18 protein-coding genes and 1 riboswitch are annotated in these 19,359 nt (G+C 65.5%); of the genes, 10 read left to right on the top strand and 8 right to left on the bottom strand.

The genetic code is table 11. The features are described 5' to 3' along the window. Positions 1–10 precede the first annotated feature (10 nt). The 3 genes from ACT3TS_RS00815 (at position 11) to metX (ending at position 5,507) form a co-directional block, all read left to right on the top strand. Positions 11–2,533 carry a Tex family protein gene (locus ACT3TS_RS00815; RefSeq protein WP_444529585.1) on the top strand — a complete coding sequence of 841 codons (2,523 nt, stop codon included), beginning with the start codon at positions 11–13 and terminating at the stop codon, positions 2,531–2,533. 255 nt (positions 2,534–2,788) lie between these two features. Next, positions 2,789–2,905, top strand: a riboswitch (SAM riboswitch). A 76-nt stretch (positions 2,906–2,981) separates the two neighbouring features. Next, positions 2,982–4,304 (top strand): bifunctional o-acetylhomoserine/o-acetylserine sulfhydrylase, encoded by a 1,323-nt coding sequence (locus ACT3TS_RS00810; protein ID WP_444529584.1) that lies wholly within the window; start codon positions 2,982–2,984, stop codon positions 4,302–4,304. 9 nt (positions 4,305–4,313) lie between these two features. After that, positions 4,314–5,507: a homoserine O-acetyltransferase MetX gene (metX, locus tag ACT3TS_RS00805; RefSeq protein WP_444529583.1), complete on the top strand. Its 1,194-nt coding sequence runs from the start codon at positions 4,314–4,316 to the stop codon at positions 5,505–5,507. Positions 5,508–5,608: 101 nt separating this feature from the next. Here the strand turns inward: metX and ACT3TS_RS00800 are convergent, their stop codons facing one another. Next, positions 5,609–6,034 (bottom strand): hypothetical protein, encoded by a 426-nt coding sequence (locus ACT3TS_RS00800; protein WP_444529582.1) that lies wholly within the window; start codon positions 6,032–6,034, stop codon positions 5,609–5,611. Positions 6,035–6,136: 102 nt separating this feature from the next. Next, positions 6,137–6,886 (bottom strand): SGNH/GDSL hydrolase family protein, encoded by a 750-nt coding sequence (locus ACT3TS_RS00795; RefSeq protein WP_444529638.1) that lies wholly within the window; start codon positions 6,884–6,886, stop codon positions 6,137–6,139. Positions 6,887–7,011: 125 nt separating this feature from the next. Between ACT3TS_RS00795 and ACT3TS_RS00790 the strand changes: the two genes are divergently transcribed. Beyond that, positions 7,012–7,662 carry an alpha/beta hydrolase gene (locus tag ACT3TS_RS00790; RefSeq protein WP_444529581.1) on the top strand — a complete coding sequence of 217 codons (651 nt, stop codon included), beginning with the start codon at positions 7,012–7,014 and terminating at the stop codon, positions 7,660–7,662. Positions 7,663–7,739: 77 nt separating this feature from the next. On the opposite strand, the gene ACT3TS_RS00785 is transcribed toward ACT3TS_RS00790, so the two are convergent. Genes ACT3TS_RS00785 through ACT3TS_RS00775 form a run of 3 tightly spaced genes read right to left on the bottom strand, consistent with a single transcriptional unit; the run spans position 7,740 to position 8,988 of the window. Continuing rightward, on the bottom strand, positions 7,740–7,970 hold the full coding sequence (locus ACT3TS_RS00785) for an RNA-binding S4 domain-containing protein (protein ID WP_444529580.1): 231 nt from the start codon (positions 7,968–7,970) through the stop codon (positions 7,740–7,742). A gap of 47 nt (positions 7,971–8,017) precedes the next feature. Then, positions 8,018–8,644, bottom strand: a complete 627-nt coding sequence (locus ACT3TS_RS00780) for a DUF1700 domain-containing protein (RefSeq protein WP_444529579.1) — start codon at positions 8,642–8,644, stop codon at positions 8,018–8,020. After that, a complete protein-coding gene (locus ACT3TS_RS00775; protein ID WP_444529578.1) occupies positions 8,641–8,988 on the bottom strand; it encodes a PadR family transcriptional regulator in 348 nt (115 codons plus the stop codon). The genes ACT3TS_RS00780 and ACT3TS_RS00775 overlap by 4 nt, the downstream gene beginning before the upstream one ends. 110 nt (positions 8,989–9,098) lie before the next feature. Between ACT3TS_RS00775 and ACT3TS_RS00770 the strand changes: the two genes are divergently transcribed. The 6 genes from ACT3TS_RS00770 (at position 9,099) to ACT3TS_RS00745 (ending at position 15,869) form a co-directional block, all read left to right on the top strand. Next, on the top strand, positions 9,099–9,875 hold the full coding sequence (locus ACT3TS_RS00770) for a DUF2785 domain-containing protein (protein WP_444529577.1): 777 nt from the start codon (positions 9,099–9,101) through the stop codon (positions 9,873–9,875). 136 nt (positions 9,876–10,011) lie between these two features. Continuing rightward, complete coding sequence (locus ACT3TS_RS00765) at positions 10,012–11,175, top strand: lactonase family protein (protein WP_444529576.1); 1,164 nt, start codon at positions 10,012–10,014, stop codon at positions 11,173–11,175. Between the two features lie 177 nt (positions 11,176–11,352). After that, on the top strand, positions 11,353–12,738 hold the full coding sequence (locus ACT3TS_RS00760) for a glycine--tRNA ligase (RefSeq protein ID WP_444529575.1): 1,386 nt from the start codon (positions 11,353–11,355) through the stop codon (positions 12,736–12,738). A 2-nt stretch (positions 12,739–12,740) separates the two neighbouring features. After that, positions 12,741–13,730, top strand: a complete 990-nt coding sequence (locus ACT3TS_RS00755) for a GNAT family N-acetyltransferase (protein ID WP_444529574.1) — start codon at positions 12,741–12,743, stop codon at positions 13,728–13,730. Positions 13,731–13,983: 253 nt separating this feature from the next. Beyond that, positions 13,984–15,324: a YibE/F family protein gene (locus ACT3TS_RS00750; protein ID WP_444529573.1), complete on the top strand. Its 1,341-nt coding sequence runs from the start codon at positions 13,984–13,986 to the stop codon at positions 15,322–15,324. Between the two features lie 107 nt (positions 15,325–15,431). Then, positions 15,432–15,869: a hypothetical protein gene (locus tag ACT3TS_RS00745; protein ID WP_444529572.1), complete on the top strand. Its 438-nt coding sequence runs from the start codon at positions 15,432–15,434 to the stop codon at positions 15,867–15,869. A 6-nt stretch (positions 15,870–15,875) separates the two neighbouring features. Here ACT3TS_RS00745 and ACT3TS_RS00740 read toward each other — a convergent pair whose 3' ends face one another. The 3 genes from ACT3TS_RS00740 to ACT3TS_RS00730 are packed head-to-tail and all read right to left on the bottom strand — an operon-like array spanning position 15,876 to position 19,024. Beyond that, positions 15,876–17,015, bottom strand: coding sequence for an FAD-dependent oxidoreductase (locus tag ACT3TS_RS00740; protein WP_444529571.1), 1,140 nt, complete (start codon positions 17,013–17,015; stop codon positions 15,876–15,878). After that, entirely contained in the window at positions 17,008–17,784 is a 777-nt protein-coding gene (locus tag ACT3TS_RS00735) for a class I SAM-dependent methyltransferase (protein ID WP_444529570.1), read from the bottom strand. The genes ACT3TS_RS00740 and ACT3TS_RS00735 overlap by 8 nt, the downstream gene beginning before the upstream one ends. Then, a complete protein-coding gene (locus ACT3TS_RS00730) occupies positions 17,777–19,024 on the bottom strand; it encodes a type III polyketide synthase (protein ID WP_444529569.1) in 1,248 nt (415 codons plus the stop codon). Before ACT3TS_RS00730 ends, ACT3TS_RS00735 begins: the two co-directional genes overlap by 8 nt. Positions 19,025–19,359 lie beyond the last annotated feature (335 nt).

Here is a 19,359-nt window from a genome sequence, read left to right as displayed (position 1 = left end):
GAATTGAGGGGTGACTGATTCTGGAAACACCCCGTTGTCCCTGCCCACCCCTGCCGCCCGGGAGGACCGCATCAGTGCCGCCATTGCCGCGGAGCTCGGTGTCCGCCAGGCCCAGGTTCGCGCTGCGATTGCCTTGATGGACGACGGCGCCAGCGTCCCCTTCATTGCCCGGTACAGAAAAGAAGCCACGGGGACCCTGGACGATGCCCAGCTCCGCGATCTGGAGGAGCGGCTGCGGTACCTGCGCGAGCTTGAGGCCCGCCGGATTGCGGTGCTCGAGACCATCCACGGCCTGGGCAAGCTGACGGCCGGGTTACGCCGCTCCATCGACGCGGCCGCCACCAAATCCGACCTGGAAGATCTGTACCTGCCGTACAAATCAACCCGCAAGACCAAAGCCGACGCCGCGCGTGAAGCGGGACTGGAGCCGCTGCTGGATGCGCTGTTGGCAGACCCGTCCAGATTCCCCGCCGTCGAAGCGGACGCCTTTGTCGACAACGCCCGCGGAGTGGCCAGCGCCGACGACGCACTGGCCGGCGCCCGCGCCATCTTGATTGAACGGGCCGGGCAGGACGCCGTGCTCGTGGGCGGGCTGCGCGAGAAGCTCTGGAAGACCGGTCGGCTGCGCTCCTCGGCGAAAGCCGGAAAGTCCGTGGACGGCGAGAAGTTCAAGGACTACTTTGACTTTGCCCAGCCTCCGCACACCCTGCCCAGCCACCGCGTGCTGGCGTTGCTGCGCGGCGAAAAGGAAGGTGTGCTCTCACTGGATTTGGCCGAGGCCGATCCCCGGGACGCAGACGCACAGGCCCAGGCGCGTTCCCGCTATGAAAGCGCCGTGGCCCAGTCCCTGGGCATTGCCGAATCCGGGCGTGCGGCCGACACCTGGCTCATGACCAGTGCGCGCCTCGCATGGCGCACCCGCATCCTGACCCGGCTCTCGGTGGACCTGCGGGTGCGGTTGTTCCAAAGCGCGGAAGAGGAATCGGTCCGGGTATTTGCCGCCAATCTGCGTGATGTGCTGCTTGCCGCGCCGGCCGGAAACCGCGCCACCCTGGGACTTGACCCGGGGCTGCGCACGGGCACCAAGGTCGCCATTGTCGACGGCACCGGCAAGGTCGCGGCCACCGACACCATCTATCCCCACGCCCCGGCCAAGCGCTGGAACGAAGCCCTCGCCACGCTGGTGTCCCTGGCGCAACGACACAACGTTGAACTGGTGGCGATCGGCAACGGCACGGCCAGCCGGGAAACCGACAAACTGGCGGCCGAACTGGTCGCCGAACTCAAGCGCGTGAGCCCTGGCCAAAAGGTCACGAAGCTGGTGGTGTCCGAGGCCGGGGCCTCGGTGTATTCCGCCTCCGCACTGGCGAGTGCCGAGCTGCCCGGCATGGATGTGTCCCTGCGCGGGGCCGTGTCCATTGCGCGGCGCCTGCAGGATCCGCTGGCCGAGTTGGTGAAGATCGACCCCAAGTCCATTGGTGTGGGCCAGTACCAGCACGACCTCACCCCGGCGAAGCTTGAACGTTCCCTGGGTGCCGTGGTGGAGGACTGTGTGAACGCCGTGGGCGTGGACCTGAACACGGCCTCTCCCGCGCTGCTGGCGAGAGTGGCCGGCGTCGGCCCGCTGTTGAGTGAAAACATCGTGGCACACAGGAACGAACACGGGCCCTTCACCAAGCGCCGCGAACTGCTCAAGGTTGCCCGGCTTGGCCCGAAGGCCTTCGAGCAGTGCGCCGGGTTCCTGCGGATCACCGGGGGAGCGGAGCCGCTCGACGCCTCCAGCGTCCACCCGGAGGCTTATGGGGTGGCGCGCAAGATCCTGGCCGCCGTTGGTGCTTCGACGGCGGAAATCTCCGGGGGAGTGGGCGCTGCGGGTGCCGTTAACCCGGGCGAATTTGTCGACGGCAGTTTCGGCCTGCCGACGGTGCAGGACATCGTTGCCGAGCTGCAAAAGCCCGGCCGCGACCCCCGCCCCCGCTTTGAAACCGCCACCTTCACCGACGGCATCGAGAAAATCACCGATCTGCGTCCGGGCATGATCCTGGAAGGAACGGTCTCCAATGTGGCGGCGTTTGGCGCCTTCGTTGACATTGGCGTGCACCAGGACGGGCTGGTCCACGTCTCGGCCATGAGCAATTCCTTTGTGTCCGATCCGCATGCAGTGGTCAAATCCGGCCAGGTGGTGCGTGTGAAGGTCCTCGAGGTGGAGCCCGAACGCAAGCGCATCTCCCTGACCCTGCGCCTGGACGACGAGGTGGGGGCCGGTGCCAAGACGGGAAATTCCCAGCCCGGGAAGCCCGACGCCGGCTCCCGGACTTCCGGACGTCCCTCGCCGAAGGGCGGCGCTGCCGATGCGCGCGGACGAGGGCAGGGCCGGCAGCCGGGCTCCACCCAGGGCTCCACCCAGAGTTCCAACCGGGGTGCCGGGGCGCAGGGCCGCCCCAACCCGGCAGTTCGGTTGGCCAATTCAGCCGCGCCGTCGGCCAACACCGCCATGGCCGAGGCGCTGCGCCGGGCAGGACTGGGCAAGTAAGTCCACAGCCCGGCGGCAGGGGGCGGGCGCTGGAAGGTGCGTGTCCGGCGTCGTCCGTGGTTGTTGACTGCATCAACTGCTTCCCGCTCCGCAGTTGCATGCCCAGTCCAGACGGAATGGCCCCGAAACGGCAAGCGGTCATCCGGTTGTTCAGCCGAAGCCACCTTTTGGGCCAAAAATCAAGCAGTTCTTCGCTTAAGTCATAAAGTTGTCACAATCTTGCGGCATTGCGGGGTTTCTTCCACACTGGATGCAGGTCATGAGTGTCAGCGCACAGCCCCGGCTTGCTGACCGGCAACCCTCCTTCCGCGGTGGGGTGCCCCGGGTGAGGACCTGGCATCGAACCGACCGGTTGCGGTGCAAGCGCGGGCCATCGATTTCAAGGCCCTTCCGTGCAGTCTGCGCCGGAGGGTTTTGTTGCAGGCCTCTAGTGTGAAGGATTCCATCCATGAGTAACGGTTGGTCATTTGAAACCCGTCAGATCCACGTAGGCCAGCAGCCGGACGCCACCACCGGTGCGCGGGCCCTGCCCATCTACCAGACGACGTCGTTCGTGTTCCCGTCGGCCGAAAGCGCAGCCGCACGGTTTGCCCTTGCCGAGCTGGAGCCGATCTACACCCGCATCGGCAACCCGACCACGGATGCCGTGGAGCAGCGCGTTGCCAACCTGGAAGGCGGTGTCGGTGCCCTGCTGCTCGCCTCGGGCCAGGCCGCAACGACCTTCGCCATCCTCAACGTGGCCGAGGCCGGGGACCACATCGTCTCCAGCCCGAGCGTCTACGGCGGCACGTTCAACCTGCTCGCGCACACGTTGAAGCGGCTCGGCATCGAGGTCACGTTTGTGTCCGACCCCGACAACCTGGACGAATGGCGGTCCTCCGTCCGCCCGAACACGAAGGCATTCTTTGGCGAGACGGTGTCCAACCCGCGCCAGGACGTCCTGGACCTGGAAAACATCAGCACCATTGCCCACGAGGCCGGTGTGCCGCTGATCGTTGACAACACCCTGGCCACCCCGTACCTGCTCCGTCCGCTGGAATGGGGCGCCGACATTGTCATCCACTCGGCCACCAAGTACCTGGGCGGGCACGGCACCGCCATTGGTGGCGTGATTGTCGACGGCGGCAAGTTTGACTTCGCTGCCGACCCGGAGAAGTTCCCCGGCTTCAACACCCCGGACGAAACCTACAATGGGCTGGTGTTTGCCCGCGACCTCGGCGTCGGCAGCGCCCTGGGCGCCAACCTGGCCTACATCCTCAAGGCCCGCGTGCAGCTGCTGCGGGACCTGGGCTCCGCCATCTCACCGTTCAACGCCTTCCTCATCGCCCAGGGCATCGAGACGTTGAGCCTGCGCGTTGAACGCCACGTCAGCAACGCCGTGACAGTGGCCGAATGGCTTGAAAGCAATGAAAATGTGGAGGCCGTGGCCTACGCAGGAATCCCCTCCAGCCCCTGGTTTGAGCGCGGACGCAAGTACGGGCCCAAGGGCATCGGCGCCATCGTCTCCTTTGACATCAAGGGCGGTGCGGAAGCCGGCAAGCGCTTTGTTGACGGCCTGGAGCTGCACTCCCACGTCGCCAACCTGGGCGATGTGCGATCCCTGGTCATCCACCCGGCGTCCACCACGCACGCGCAGCTTTCACCCGAGCAGCAGCTTGCCGCCGGCGTGCGCCCGGGACTGGTGCGGCTGTCCGTGGGCCTGGAAAATGTTGCCGACATCATCGCCGACCTTGAAGCCGGGTTCCGCGCCGCAAAATCGTCCGTGAGCTGAATGAGCCGCGTGACAAAGACGGCAGCGGAGCGCAACATGGTGACCCCCGAGATTGAAACCAGCACACCCGAGCCGGCCGGCAGTTCCTGGTCGGCCGCTGTTGGCCAGGGCGGCGGGGTGCTGCGTTCGGTTCACATCGGCGCACTGCCGCTGGAAGCCGGGGGCGTGCTGCCCTCGGTGACCATGGCCTTTGAAAGCTGGGGAACGCTGAACGCCGCCGGCGACAACGGCGTGCTCATCCAGCACGCCCTCACCGGAAGCACCCATGTCAGCCGCGGCGATTCCGAGGAAGACGGCTGGTGGGAAGGCCTCGTGGGCCCCGGCGCCGTGATCGACACCGACAAATACTTTGTTGTGTGCGCGAACATCGTCGGCGGCTGCTACGGCACCACCGGCCCGTCCAGCATTGCCGGGGACGGCAGGCCGTACGGTTCCCGCTTCCCGTTCGTGACCATCCGCGACTCCGTCCACGCCGAGGCGCGCCTGGCCGACGCCCTTGGTGTCAGCTCCTGGCACGCCGTCATTGGCGGATCCATGGGCGGCGCGCGGGCGCTGGAGTGGGCTGCCACGTACCCCGGTCGTGTGCAGCGCTGCGCCGTGGTGGCGTCGTGCGCGGCCAGCACCGCCGAGCAAATTGCCTTCGCCCAAGCTCAGGTGCTGGCGATCCGCCAGGACCCGAACTTTGCCGGCGGGGACTATTACGACGGCGCAGCCCCCATCTCAGGCTTGGGGCTCGCCCGCCGGATTGCCCACATCACCTACCGGTCTGAAACGGAGATGGAGTCGCGCTTTGGCCGCAAGGCCCAGGACGACGGCGGCACCATCAGCCACGGCCGGCTCGGAACCGACGCCGTGGGCAGGTACCAGATTGAAAGCTATCTGGACCACCAGGCCCACAAACTGGCGGGCAGGTTCGACGCCAACAGCTACATCGCCATCACCGAGGCGCTCATGAGCCACGACGTCACACGGGGCCGCGGCACACTCGAGCAGGCCCTGGCCGTGACGGGCGGCGTTGAATTTCTGGTGGCGGCGGTCAACAGCGACAGGCTGTATTTTCCGGCCCAGTCGGAAGCCTTGGCGGCAGCACTGCCGGGAGACGTGGACGTTGCCCGGATTGATTCGGGCATTGGCCACGACGGCTTCCTCACCGAAGTGGCTGCCGTGGGCCGATTGCTGCAGGAGTCCTTCTTCACGCCTTAAGCATTTGGCCCGCTTAGCCAACTGGCCCACAGTTGTGGTTTCTGAATCAACCTAAATAGGCTGATTCAGCAACCATAACTGCGGGCCAGTTGGCTTGGGGTTTAGAAGTTCTTGAAGATTGCCTCGCGGTGGACGGCGTACTGGTCTGCCGTCACCTGGCCGTTGCGGCGGGCGGTGTCCAAGGCGTCAAGCTGGCGCTTGAGCTCCGTCTCCGCCTGCATCCGCTCGTTGGCGAATCCGGTGGTCTGGTGCCCATGGGAATTGTCGTAGTTGCCCAGCGGAACCCCATTGAGCAGCGTCCCCACATACGGGACATTCGCTGTTGGCTGGTGGGCAACCCCAACCCTGCCAGCCTGGTTGGTCTGCGCGTATGGGTTGGCTTGGGCTGCCCGCTTCTTGCGGGCTGCCGCCTTGACGAAGGAACTGATGAGCACGATGGCGATGAACACCAGCACAAAATACGGCCGAATGTTGAATGACGCGGAAGAAGACGCAGCGACACTGCCCTCTGCAAGTGACCCGAGCATGACTGGCACAACACACCTCTTCTTCGTAGGGCGCGAAACTGACTGCACCTGCTTCCATCCTAGTCGTGAAAGCAGGCAACAATCGGTTGCTTTGGCGGCGGGCTAGGGCTGGGGGCCGAAAATCGGTCCGGCGGTGGGACGCTTGGCGGTGATGCCATCGCCGGAGGACTGGTGCCGCAGCCGACGAAGCACCCAGGGGAACAAGAATTCCCTGGCCCATACAAGGTCTTCGGCCCGGGCCACCTGCCATTTTTGCGGCGGCAGCGGCTTGGGCTCAAGGGGCACCAGCGAGTGCCTGATGTTCAACGCCTGCAGCACCATGATCGCAATTGTGTGATGGCCCAACGGGGAGAAATGCAGTCTGTCACCGGCCCACATTTGAGTGTCGCCGAGCTGGCGCAGTGACCACATGTCGCCGACGACGGCGTCGTGCCGGGCGGCGATGGTGCGCAGATTTTCGTTGTAGATCGCCACCCGCCCACGGACCATGCCCAGGACTGGGGTGTCGCGGATGTCGGGGCCGTTGAGCAACAACACGGTGGCCCCGGCCGCCGTCATCTGTCCCACGGCAACGTCGAGTTGTTCGGCCAGGGCGTCGGGGTCAGAGCCGGGGCGGATCAAGTCGTTGCCGCCGGCCGAAATGCTGATCAGGTCTGGTTTGAGCTCCAGCGCCGGCTGCAGCTGCTCGCCAAGTATCTGGCCCAGAAGGCGGCCGCGGATGGCGAGGTTGGCGTATTTGAAGTCTTCGGAGCCGCGGTTGAGCTCCTCCGCCACACGGTCCGCCCAGCCACGGTTGCCTCCGGGGCTGCTCGGTTCCGGGTCGCCAATGCCTTCGGTAAAAGAGTCGCCCATGGCGACGTAGCGGTTCCAGGGATGCGGTAGCAAAGAATCATTCACCTACCCATACTGCCCGGTAGGCACCCATTTCCGCCACCCCGGTTTTTTGGGCCCGGCCCGATGCATGGAAAGATGGAGGCATGAGTGAAACCCCCACAGTCCTTTGGTCACGTCCCGAAAATGAGCGTCCCGGAACACCTCTTTTGGTGATTTTTCACGGCTATGGCGCCGATGAGGCGGACCTGTTCTCGCTGGCATCCCAGCTCCCTGCAGACTTCACGGTGGCCTCTGTCCGGGCGCCGCTGCAGGCCGGCCCCGGTTACGCCTGGTTCCCGCTGCGCAATGATCTGAGCTATGCGGTGACGGCCGTGACGGAGGCCGCGTCCGCCGTCGAACTTTGGCTTGAGAGCGTGCGCACCAACCACACCTCCGTGAGCCTGCTCGGGTTCTCGCAGGGCATGTGCCTGGCCACCTCGCTGCTGCGCCACCGGCCGGACAACTATGCCGCCGTCGTTGGGCTGTCGGGCTTCGTGGTTGACGCCGAGGGCGATCCGTACTTCGACGACGCCGCCGTGGCCGCGCGCAAGCCCGACGTTTTCTGGGGCCGCGACCAGGCCGATCCCGTCATCCCCGAGTTTGCCATCGAGGCGACCAACACGTGGATGCACGGGCATGTGAAGCTGACGAAGGTGCTGTACACGGGCATTCTGCACGGCATCAACGCCCAGGAAATCGGGCATGTGGGGGAGTTCCTGCAGTACAAGGTTTTGAATGCGGTGAACGCAAAGTAGCCGCACGTTAAAGTTCGACGGCGCACCCGGCTTGGGTGCGCCGTCGTCCGGTTAAGCTGTGGTGCTGTTTTGGGCCGCTAGCCGCCGGTGGCGATGCGGACGGTCTCGCCTTTGACCGTGACGGTGTCGCCGGGGTGGAGCTGGCGGCCGCGGCGCTCATCGATTTCACCGTTGACCTTGACCAGGCCGTTCTTGATGAGCTCGGTGGCTTCCACGCCGTCGTCGACCAGGCTGGCAAGTTTCAGCAGCTGGCCAAGGCGGATCATGTCGTCGCGGATGGGGATGTCAATGATCTCGTGTGAACTCATGTCTCAATTGTGCCGCATCGCCGGTGGTGTGGCTGACGGGCGGCCGCTTACCGTTGTCCGGGTCCGCGACGCAGACCGACCACCAGCAGGTAAGTGGCGACGAGGATAGGCAGGCCGAAGACCAGCACCGAGGCGATGATGGGAAACATATCAATGACCGGGTCAGACCCACCCGGCGCAGGGTCCCCGCGGGTGACAGTTTGCCTGACGGGAATGGCCATCATGTAGAAGGACCCCAGGACGCCGCCGGGAAGCAGTACGGTGCCCACGATCTTCTCCCATTTCTTCCAACGCGTGCCCATCCACAACCCGGCCACGCCAAAGAGCCAGCCAATTCCGGCGAGGAAGCCGCCAAAGGGAAGCAGGATGCAGCTTGCAACCACCCAGAGTGTGGAGGACTGGTGGCGCGGCGCCGGGGCCGGTGGCGGAAGCTGCTGCACCGGACCGCGAACCGGTGCGTCCGCCGCGGCCAATCCGCCAGCGATTTCGTCCGGACTGCCCAGGCCGGCCAGGACTTCGTCGGTGGACTGGCCTCCCCGCTCCATGGCCTGCGCAATGTGCTCGCGGACGCCAAACAGGATTTCCTCGGACTGGTCGGCGGGCAGGTGCGCCAGCCTGGCCTCCAAGGCGGCCAAATAGCCGCGAATTTGGGCTTCTTCGATGTCGTGCGTCATGGAGTTCCCCCGGTTGATGGACTGAGTATGTCGGAGACGGACGCGCTGAACGTTTCCCAGACGCTGGCAAAGACGGCCAGTGATTCCCGCCCGGTTTCCGTCAGTGTGTAATACCGGCGCGGGGCGCCCTGGCTGGATTCACGCCAGCTGGTTTCCACCAGTCCGTTGCGGCGCAGCCGTGCCAGCAGTGGGTACAACGTCCCCTCGCTGGTGAGCAGCCCTCGCTGCTGGAGACCGTTGGCAATGTCCAATCCGTACATTTCCCCGCCCCCGATCGTGGCGAGCACGCAGTACTCCAGAACCCCCTTGCGGAGGTTGGTGCTGACGGACTCATTCGGTACCATGCATTGCATAGTACCTGATATTGCCTAGCTATGCGCTGGATGACCTTGCACCTCAGGGGCTGGGGCAATCGATGGTGTACTTCCGGCGCGTGGGGTGTTAGTTTCAAAAAATGTCAGAACCGACCGCAACACTACTGTCAGGCCTGGAAATCGGTGGGCTGTTTGAGGACCTTGCCTCAGCCGACCCGGCTGTCAGGGACGACGAGTCGCTGGGCAGGCTGTGCGAACTCGTGGACACCGGGGCCCTTCCACAGCAGCAAATCACCATGCTGGGGGCACTGCTGGTGGACCGTTTCTCGCACCCACGCGTGGAAGCACGCAGTTTTGCCGCCCTGGTTCTTGCCCGGATCGTCCTCAGCGGGCCCTCGGAGCCGGAGTGGTTTTTACGATTTGCCACCTGGTACGCCAACGAACGCGAGGTTTGTGGCCATGACCCTGTTCGCGGATGGCTCCATGCCGTGGCCCACGGCGCCGACGCGCTGGCGGCCTTCGGCTGGGCTTGGGATGGGTCGCCACGCGCTGTCCTGGACCTTGCCGCCCAGCGGATGCTGAATCCTGAACCCATTGTTTGGCGCGATCAGGAAGACGACAGGCTTGGCTATGCCATCGCCGTCACACTGTCCAACCCGCAACTCACACTTGCCGATGCTCTTGAATGGCTGGAACCCATAAGGCAAGCTTTCCTCCGTGGCCAGTCCGGCCCGGTGCCGGCCTTTGCCTCAAATTCGATCCGAACCCTTCGTGTGGTGTGCCTGCTGAGCCGTACCGAGGTGTCCTACGAAGGACGGGTCGTTGGCATCCGGCATGCCGCTGCCGTGGAACGCACCATTCTGGAGGTACTGCACATTGCCTCGCCATGGATGTGGAGCTTGAAACCCCAGACCTGATGCATCTTAAGTGAATGGCGCCGAACGTCGGCGAGGTAACACTGGGGACGGGGCCCTGCAATTCACAGCCATTCGGCCGCGCGACGACTAGCGTGGAAGTACAGCCCAACCGTTTGCGCTTTCAAGGAGATCAAAGATGACGTCCAGCCCCGACACCAATGCGCCCGCCATTCTGGTCAGCGGATACACCGAGGAAGGCTACGGCTCCGGGCCGGGGATTGTCCGCTTTGAGCTGTTCCGTGACGGCGCCGTGGGGGAGCGTCGTCGTCAAAGCACGGGTGTCTTGAATCCGTCGTTCATGGCGTGGGGCGACGGGACGCTGCTGGCCGTCGAAGAGTTGCCGCAGGGCAACATCGTCGCCCTCGACCCGCAAACACTTGAGCTGCTGGGCACGGTGTCCACCGGCGGGGCCGACTCCTGCCATGTGGTGCTCATCGACGAGGAGGTGTGGGGTGCGAACTACTCCTCCGGCAACGTTTCCGTAGTTCCCCTGGCAGAGCTCCTGCGGGCGAACGGCCCCGGGACCGCGACGCCTCCGCAGCTTCTCTCACATCCGGGCAGCGGGCCCGTTGCCGACAGGCAGGGCGAATCCCACGCCCACCAGGTGACTGCGACGCCGTGGGGAACGGCCTTGGTTGCTGATCTGGGAGCGGACCGGGTTGACGAATATGCCCTGGCCGACGGCGGTTTTGCCTCGCTGGGATCGGCGCAACTGCCGCCGGGGACCGGCCCCCGCCATGTAGCCATCAAGGGGGATTTTCTGCTGGTGGCCGGGGAACTGGACGGGTACCTGCACGTGCTGCAGCGGACGCCCCGCGATGCGCAGGCACATGATGCACAGGTGCCTGGTGCAGGGAATCAGGCACGAGGCGCCGATGATTTTTGGCGTTGGCTGTTCAAGTCTCCGCTTGCGGAGAGCCCGGAAGCGGTGGCCGGCGCCAAGGAATTTCACCCGTCGCACATTGAGCTCAGTGCGGACGGCAGTAAATTGTATGCGGCGGTCAGGGGGGCCAACACGATAGTCGTCCTGGACGTAGGCGGCCTCAACGAGCATGACGGAACCATCCAGTCGCCTGCGGCACCCACCGCGCCGCGTTTCCTGCACGAGGTGTCCAGCGGCGGAAACTGGCCCCGCCACTTCGTCCTGTCCGCGCCCAAGGACGGGTACAACAAGATCTACGTCGCCAACCAGCTCTCCAACAATGTTGCCGTCTTTGATCTGGATGACAACGGGCTGCCCGGCTCTGAACCGGTCCAGTCAGTGGAATTCGGCAGCCCCGTCTGCATCCTGCTCCGCTGACAGTCCCTTGCAAGGTCCGAAGCGACCACGGCGGCAGGGGACAAGGCAGCGCAGGGCAGGTTCGGCGTCGTGCTTCTCACAGGCGGGCGTCAAAATTCCCGCTCAACGGCTGCCCACCGGTAGGCTGGTCCCCGGACGGACCGCACCCAGCGGCCTCGTAATAAATAGGAGTAAACAGTGGCGCCCCAATCCAAGCTTGACCAGGTCATTTCACTCGCGAAACGTCGCGGCTTTGTTTTTCAGGCCGGTGAGATTTACGGCGGTTCGCGGTCGGCCTGGGACTATGGGCCCCTCGGCGTTGAGCTGAAGGAAAACATCAAGCGCGAGTGGTGGCAGTCATTCGTGCGCGGACGCGAGGACATGGTGGGCCTTGATTCCTCCATCATCCTGCCCAAGGCCGTGTGGGAGGCCTCGGGCCACGTCGCGACGTTCACCGACCCGCTGGTCGAGTGCATCCAGTGCCACAAGCGCCACCGCCAGGACCACCTCCTCGAGGCGTTCGTGGCAAAGAAGAAGCGCCAGCCCGAAAACGGCATGGAAGAGATCGTGTGCCCCGACTGCGGAACCAAGGGCCAGTTCACCGAACCGCAGCTGTTCTCCGGGCTGATGAAGACGTTCCTTGGCCCGGTCGACAGTGAGGCCGGCCTGGCCTACATGCGCCCCGAAACCGCGCAGGGCATCTTTGTGAACTTCAACAACGTGCTCACCACGTCCCGCAAGAAGCCCCCGTTCGGCATTGGCCAGATCGGCAAGGCCTTCCGCAACGAGATCACACCCGGAAACTTCATTTTCCGCACCCGCGAGTTCGAGCAGATGGAAATCGAGTTCTTTGTGCCCGGCGAAGACGCCGAGAAGTGGTTCAAGGAATGGGTTGAACTGTGCTGGGACTGGTTCATCGATTTGGGCATCAACGCAGAGAACATGCGCCGCTTCGACGTCCCCGAGGACGAGCGCGCCCACTACTCCGCCGACACCATCGACTTTGAATACAACTTCGGCTTCCAGGGTTCCAAATGGGGCGAGCTCATGGGTGTCGCCAACCGCACCGACTACGACCTGAACTCGCACACGAAGGGCTCCGGCACGGACCTGAGCTACTTCAACCAGGCCACGGGCGAGCGCTTCACCCCCTACGTGATCGAGCCGTCCTTCGGCCTGACCCGTTCCATGATGGCGTTCCTGGTGGATGCGTTCACCGAGGATGAAGCCCCCAACGCCAAGGGCGGCGTGGACAAGCGCACCGTGCTGAAGCTGGATCCGCGTCTGGCCCCGGTCAAGGCCGCGGTTCTCCCGCTGAGCCGCAACGAGGACCTTTCCCCGAAGGCCAAGGAACTCGCCAACACGCTGCGCAAGCACTGGAACATCGACTTCGACGACGCCGGCGCCATCGGCCGCCGCTACCGCCGCCAGGATGAGATCGGCACCCCGTTCTGCATCACCGTTGACTTCGACACCCTCGAAGACAACGCCGTGACCATCCGCGAACGCGACACCATGAGCCAGGAGCGCGTGCCCCTGGATCAGGTGCAGTCCTACCTGGCAACCCGCCTCTTGGGCGCCTAAGCATGGCTGAACTGACGTACCGGCCGTGGCAGGACGGCGACGACCTGACCCTCCTGGAAATTTGGGGAGACGCCGAGTCCGCCCCCGCCGGGCAGTTCCGTGCCGCGCTGGCGCCGGAATCGGACAGCGGCCCGTGGCGCCGGACCATTGTCGCCGAGGACCAGGGCATTCCGGTCGCCGCTGGCGTTGTGTACTCCACCAAGCTGCACCCGGCCCGGTTGTGGGTCTTCGTCGAGGTCGCCAAGGACCACCAGCGCGCAGGCGTTGGCGCCACCTTGCTGACCATGCTGCGCCGTGAAGCTGACGGCGCGCTTGCCGCAGGTTTGGTAAGCACGACGGCGTTGCGCACCAAGGCTGCCCCGGGCACCTCGGGCGCTGAGTTCGCCGAGGCGATGGGCCTGGCTGTGCTGCAGCGGAACAGGGTTGTTGAGGTGGGCCCCGGCGCATTGAAGCTGCCCATGTTCGGCGAGGGCACCGAGGCGGAGGCCGAGGCACGCGTGATGGACCTGGCCACCGGATCGGTTGAACTGACCGACGTCGTGGGCCGCTACTATGAGTCGGTCAACCAGTGGGACCCCACCGGAACGCTGAGCCCCGGTGTTGTTCAGCGCATGTTCCTGGACGACCTCACCGGCGCCCACGGCGCCCTGGTGCTGCGGGCCGAACCGGCCAGCGCCTTCGGCTCCGATGTTGCGCCGAGCAAAAAGGGAAAGATCCAGGCCTTTGCACTCAGCTACTCGCAGGGCAGCATCGACACCTCGGAAGAGGTCGCTGCTGCCGCCTCCGAGGTGTTCCTCGGTGTTGAGCCGGCGCTGGGACGCGACGAGGCGGTGCAGGCCGTGTATGACCTGCTCGCCTTGATCACGCACCAGTACCCGGTGCTCATCGAACTGGACGACTCCATGGAGGCCCTCTCCGCCGTCGTCAATCCCATGATCGCCGTGGGTGCAGCCAAGGTGCGCGGCGCCGAAACGCTGGTCCTCGGGGAGTAGCTCCGGCGGCGGCGGGCTGACCGGCATTTTTACGGCGACTATCCGACACCACGGCCGCGGGCGGCCTTAGATGTCTCCTTTACGTCGCCTACAAAAAATGCCGGCTCAGCCCGTTTGCTGGCCTTCGGCACACTTCCGGCGACAGGCCGCTGCGCTTCTGACCGACGTGACCGGCGACTGAGGCCGGGCCCGCCCGGTGCCAGCTGTCGCCGCACCCGCCACCGCACACAACCACAAGGACTGCTGACAGCCCATGGGCCATTCGCATTCGCACACCGATGAATCGACCCTCACCCGTCCGGAGCTGCGCCGCCGCAAGGCGATGCGGCGGCGGGCCGTGGTGTTGCTGAGCTGGATCCTTGTGCCCCTTGCGGTGCTCACCGTGGTTGCCATGGTGGTGATGTGGCCCGGGGCCGACACGGCGCCGGAGCCCGCCGGCAATCCATACACTGCTGCGCCAGGGGCGAGCATTGACACCGGAACCGTGCAGCGCACATCAACCGAAGACTGCGCACTGACTGACAGCGGCGGCGCGGGCACCAGCTGTTTCATCGCGTTCACGGAAGTCAAGGGCCTGGCCGAGGTGCCGGTCCTCATCAGCCCCGACATCGTCCAGGCCGGGGGCGTCCAGGCCGGGGACACCATCAGCTACCTGAACCTGTCGGGGCTGGCCGCCATCACCGGCGCGGACCATGCCGGGCCCACCTATGTGTTCATGGACTTTGTGCGCACAGTGCCCATGGGACTCCTGGCCGCGCTGTATGCCCTGGTGGTCGTTGCGGTCGCCAGATGGCGCGGGCTGCGCGCCATGGTCGGACTCGTGGGGGCGTTTGGCGTGCTGGCATGGTTCATCCTGCCGGCACTGGCCCAGGGCCAGTCGCCGCTCGGCGTGGCGTTGGTGGGTTCCTCGGCGATCATGTTTGGCGTGCTGTATTTTGCGCACGGATTCTCGGCGCGGACCTCCACGGCGCTGCTCGGGACATTGTTTGGGCTGGGGGTGACGGCCGGGCTGGCAGCCTGGGCCGTGGATGCCGCCGCGCTGACAGGAACCTCGGGCCACAATGCGTACCAGCTGCTGAACATGACCCAGGGCATGTCACTGTCCGGCATGATCCTGTGCGGACTGGTCATTTCCGGTCTCGGCGTGCTCAACGACGTGACCATCACCCAGTCTTCGGCCGTGTGGGAAATGTATGAACTCGCCCCGCACACCAGCACAAAGGAATTGTTCACCTCGGCAATGCGGGTCGGCCGCGACCACATCGCTTCCACCGTCTACACGATTGCCTTCGCCTACGCCGGCAGCGCCCTGCCGGTGCTGCTCATGGTTTCGCTGTTCGACCAGCCCCTGCTCGGTGCGCTCACGGGCGTGGAATTGGCCGAGGAGATTGTGCGGATTCTCGTCGGTTCCATCGGCCTGGTCCTGGCCATTCCCGTGACGACGGCGGTGGCCGTTGCCGTGGTCAAGGCCACGGGAGGCCATCGCGCCGCGGCACCGGCGAAGACCGGTGCGAAACCTGAAACGCCGGAGGCCACGGGGCCCGCATCAGGTCCTCATGCAGACGTCACGGTCGACGCCACCGCTGGGAGCTAAACCACCCCTTGACGGTGGCCGGGGCGGGGAGTAGATTTCGCTCGGGTCCGCGAACCGGCAACCCAGCCGATCCTTGCAGGATCCACGGCGTCGGGAGGCGTCGCGCCATGAAAATTGCCACCAGAACCGTTGCCTGGTTGATAGCGATCCTCGTCGCCCTCCAGGCCGCCAGCATTGCTTACGCGCTCATGTCGGTAGGCCACCTCGTCTTCTCAGAGGGCCAGACCCTCGACCAGAACACCGAGGTTGGCGGTGCCGGATTCGCCCTCCACTCCATTGTGGGCATGCAAATCATCCCCGCACTTTCCATCATCCTGCTCATCCTGGCCCTGATAGCCCGCTCGCGCACCACCATCTGGCTTTCCGTGGCCGTGCTCGTCGCCGTGATCATCCAGATTTTCCTTGGCATGTTTGGTGGTGACATGCCCGCACTCGGCTGGTTCCACGGGCTTGTCGCCTTCGTCATCTTCGTGCTGGCCGGCGTCACGGGACAGCGGGCCGCGGACAGGACCAGCGCCCAGCCGACCATGGCGGCGCCCGCCTGACGGCCATTACTGCATGGTGAAGCGGCGGGCGGCAAGTTTCTGGACGGCGGCCAGCCGGAATGCCGGCCTGAGCACGGTGTGCCGCATTGCCAGGAACGACGGCGGCACCGCCCGCCCCAGCGCCATGTTCAGCCACGCCTGCCTCGAGGCCGCGCGGGCGGCAGCCATCCGGGTGCGCTCGAAATTTTCCAGCCGCAGCCCGGTGGGCTTTCCCTGCAGCGCCGCGGCGATGATGGGGGCAAGGGCTGCCGCGTCCAGCCAGCCCAGGTTCATGCCCTGCCCGCCGATGGGGCTGATTTCATGGGCGGCATCGCCCACCAACGCCGCCCGGCCCGCGACCATGCGCCTCGCCATCCTGACCCGTACCCCAAAAGCGCTGAGCATGCTGTTTGCGCCCGCCTCCAAAACGACGCCGGTGCGGTTCCCGACAATGCCGGCCAGGTCCTCGGCAGTGGCGTGTTCGAGTAGCGAATCGGTGTGAACCACCCACCGGCGCAGCCCGCCGGGCAGCGGAAACGACTCCACGATGCCGCCGGGTTCCAGGTGCAGCACCGCCGCAGCGCCGTCAGTTCCAGTGTCCGGAAAATCGCCCATCAAGTACGTGTCGGGGTAATCGCGCCCGCTGGTGGGAATGCCCAGCAGCCGTCGCAGGACCGAATGCGCCCCGTCGGCGCCGACCACGAACCTGGCCTGGCAGACCTCCTGCTGTTCCACATCGGCGAGGCGGCCGGAGAGCGTCACGAAGGGTCCGGCGTCGTGCATGGAATCCACATGGAAGCCGCGCACGACGGCGGCGGGGTCAAGCTCCCGCACCCGCGCCGCCAACAGGGCTTCCGTGCGGGTCTGGGGGAGCGTGAGCACGAATGGGTGTTGCGCCGAAGGGTGCGTGAAGGACAGCCGGGCCACCTCCCGGCCAGCGCTGCGGGCGATGCCGCGACTGATCTGCACACCCTCGGCCGTCATGCCAGCCGCCACGCCCGCCCGGCCCAGAGCGGAGAGAGCCGGCGGATGAATGCCAATGGCGCGCGACTGCGGGTTGGGCGTGGTGCGCTGTTCCAGGATGCGCACGGTGAGTCCCTCCTGCAACAGCAGCGCGCCAAGGTACAGGCCCACGGGCCCGGCGCCGACAATGGCAACGTCAAACACGCGCTGCCTTAGGGGTGAAGAGCACCAAATTGCGGTAGGGACGCGCAGTCCTGACATGCCAGCCCGGCGGCAGCACGGCACGCATTTCGGCGGCCGTGTAGCTGCGCCGGATGGAGGTCAGGCCGTCGCGCCGGATGAAGGATCCCGGAAAGAACGGCAGCGTCCCCGCCGAAAACAAGGCGTAGCCGATGCGGCTGCGGGCGATGTCGCTGTGAATCACCGTCGTCCTGGCGAGGGCCGCGGAATCTGCCAACAACCCCTGCAAGTCTTCGGGGCTCAGGTGGTGGAGCATGTGGTTGGAAATGACGACGTCGAAGCTGGCCCCTTCGGCGAGCAGCTCGCTGCTGTGGGCGCGACGGAACTCGACGGGTGGGTTCACTGGGCCGGACTGGTTCGCGTTCGACTGGTTCAAGTTGGCGTGCTTCAGGCTCGTCTGGGCGAAGCCTATGGCGCGGGCATCGGGGTCGATGGCGGTGATGGCCAGCCGCAGTCCGTCGCGGGCGGCCCACCGGGCCAGGCCTGCGGCAATGTCGCCGCCCCCGCAGCCAATGTCCAGCAGCGTGGTGTTGCGCGTGGGGGAGAGCAGCGGCTTGACGAGCTGCTTATAGACGCTGCGCCAGCGCGAAACCACCCTGTTGATCAGAGGAAACTGGGCGTAGGTGCGTGCCAGGACGGCCGGGTCGCAGTCGGCCTTGTCCATTTCCTCCACGGCATGGGCGTCCCTGACGGCCAAAAATCGCCGGCGCGGACCGTGGGACGCCTCAGGCATGGCCCGCGGCAACGGCGCCCGGCACGTCCGCAGCGTCCTCGGGCGTCTCCCGGCCGGCCGCCTCCCGGCCGGCGGTGGACCGCCCGTCCGCCGCCGGCACCCCGGCAACGGCGGGACTGAACTTGGTGAAAAGCCCCGTCTCCACTGTCAAGCCCGGGCCGAAGGCCATCCCGCAGATGCCTTCGCGCAGTTCTGTGGCGGGCTGCTCCAGGATGTGTTTGAGGACAAACAACACCGTGGCGCTGCTCATGTTCCCATAGTTGCGCAGCGTCTCCCTTGCGGGGACGAGCTGCTCGACGCTGAGTTCGAGTTTCGCCTGCACCTTGTCCAGAATGCTCCTGCCGCCGGGATGGATGGCCCAGTGCCGGAGCTCTCCATAGGGCAGGCCGTGCAGGGCCGGCGAGCGGGCGAACAGCGGCGCCAGCGCACCCACAATGTGCTCATCGATGATCTTGGGAACGTAGCTGTCCAGGACCATTTCAAAGCCGTGGTCGCCAATGTTCCACGCCATTGAATCTTCGCCAACCGGGGTCAGGACCGTCTCGAAGTGGTCAAGCTCAATGACAGCTGCGGTTCCGGGCAGCTCGCGGGCGGTCACCAGTGCGGCCGCGGCACCGTCGGCGAAGAGGGAGGATCCCATGATGGTGTCCGGGTCGTTTGAGGTGCGCACATGCAGCGAACACAACTCCACCGAAACCACCAGCACCACCGCGTCCGGGTCCGCTTCGCAAAATGCCTTGGCCGCCCGAAGCGCCGGGAATGCCGCGTAGCAGCCCATGAAACCCAGATGGTAGCGCTGCACCGAAGGGTTGAGCCCCAACGCACGCACGATCTTGTAGTCAGGGCCCGGGTTGAAAAATCCAGTGCATGAGACGGTCACGACATGCGTGACGTCGGCGGCCGCCAGCCCGTCACAGGCGGCAAGCGCCTTGGCCGCGGCCTCGATGAACAAGGTGGTGGCCTGGACGGCAAAGAGGTCGTTGCGGGCCTTGGTGCCGGGGTTCAGCAGCAGTCCCGTCGCGCCGTCGTAAAACATCGGGTCCGGGCCGTGGAAGTCAAGACTCATTTCGGCGACCGCCGTGTGCCGGGTGTCGATGGCGGCCGAATCGAAGCAGGTGCGCACCAGCCGCTGCCCCAGGCGGGTCAGCCCGGGCTGGCCGGCAAAAACGTCCCGGGCCTGCTCCTGAACAAGGATCGTGGGCGGAACAGCGGTTTCCAGGGACCTCAGCGTGACCGTCATAGTCCATTCTTAGGGCCTGCGGGCGAAGAACACAATGGGTGGCGGGCAGGGGAGCGACCGCTGATTCGTGGTTGGCCCGCCCGGTGGCCTAGGATGAAAGGGACGCCCGGATTCGTTGTGAATCCTTCCCAAGGGTTGTAAATACGCCCGTTTGGGCCGTAGATGGATGGAGGTGAGCCGCACATGGATGACGGACATAGTCGATCTACCTCACCGCGCGAGCCTCGCCTGCGCCAGCAGGAAACCCCCCACTTTTAATTCCCAACACTCGTGGTGATCCACGGAATGCTTCTGCGTTCCTCTTGGTTTCCACGCCGTGGATGAGAAGCCTGAAT

Origin of the sequence: Specibacter sp. AOP5-B1-6 (assembly GCF_052376555.1) — a bacterium.
GTDB lineage: Bacteria > Actinomycetota > Actinomycetes > Actinomycetales > Micrococcaceae > Specibacter.
Note: the sequence above shows the minus strand (reverse complement) of the source record. Positions and strands in the feature narration are given on the sequence as shown.